General features: G+C 39.8%; 1 protein-coding gene. It reads left to right on the top strand.

The features are described 5' to 3' along the window. Window positions 1-68: 68 nt before the first annotated feature. Window positions 69-1,163: IS4-like element ISAbe18 family transposase (locus tag VF685_RS14020; protein WP_440203682.1), on the top strand; the 1,095-nt coding region annotated here is incomplete at its 3' end.

Genomic DNA, 1,163 nt, shown 5'->3' with positions numbered 1-1,163 from the left:
AAAAAACCTGAGTCCTAACAGTTAAAATATGAGTGCAAACAAACACTTTAACGACCAGGATTCAGGTTTTGTCACATCAGAATACCGTATTTCATGAGCTAATTAAACCTGTTGTGCGACAGGATTTTGAACAACTTGCTAAAGTACACCATGTTGGACAGAAATTTAGAGCGGCTTCCCGGTGGGATCAGTTTATTGCCATATTGATGTCTCAATTCTCTTGTAGGCAAAGTCTGAGAGATATTCAATCCAATTTGGAGTGCCAACAGGAAAAGCTGAGTCATCTCGGAGCAAAGTCTATTCCCCGAAGCACGCTGGCACGAATCAATGAGCAGCAGCCTGCTACCTTGTATCAACAGCTATTTTACAAGTTGCTTAAATACTATGAACACTCAAAAGTAGCTCATAAATTTCGCTTTAAGAATCCCTTGTATTCCTTGGATGCCAGTCATATTGACCTGTCGCTTTCCTTATGTGAATGGGCCAAAGTTCACGACTCAAAAGCCAGCATGAAACTCAGTATAGGATTGAATCACAGCAATGATATTCCTGAGTTTGTTGCAGTTGAAAATGGCAAAGAAAATGACATGGTACAAGGCCGCAAATTCCAGTTTCCTGCTGGCAGCATTGTAGTTTTTGATAAAGGCTATGTCGATTACCAATGGTATGCAAATCTGACTGCTCAAAACATTGGATTTGTCACACGTTTTAGGCCTAAATCTGTGTATCAGGTGATCCAGCAACATCCAGTGCTTGAATCCAAAGGTATTCTAAAAGATGAAACCATTCAGCTGAATAGCGCACATGCCCTAAAAAGAAAAGCCCCAGTGTTAAGAAGAATTGAATATAGAGATCAGCAAAGTGGCAAGCACTTTAGCTTTCTCAGCAATAACTTTCATTTAGCCGCCTCCACCATTGCGGCGATTTATAAAGATCGTTTGAAAGTTGAGCTGTTCTTTAAGGCGATTAAGCAGAATCTCAAATTAAAAGCGTTTCTAGGCCGCAGCAGGAACGCAATTCAGACACAAATCTGGATTGCGATGATCGCCTATTTATTGGTGAGTTTCGCTCGACATTTAGGAAAAACAGGTTGGACAGTTCAACGTTTACTCAGAATAATTCAAGTGAATTTGTTTGAAAGAAGAACTTTAAAAGCTTTATTT

The organism is Acinetobacter sp. Brlt_5 (assembly GCF_051949055.1).
GTDB classification, from domain to species: domain Bacteria; phylum Pseudomonadota; class Gammaproteobacteria; order Pseudomonadales; family Moraxellaceae; genus Acinetobacter; species Acinetobacter indicus.
The sequence above is the reverse complement of the archived record's forward strand: the minus strand, read 5'-3'. Positions and strand labels throughout refer to the sequence as shown.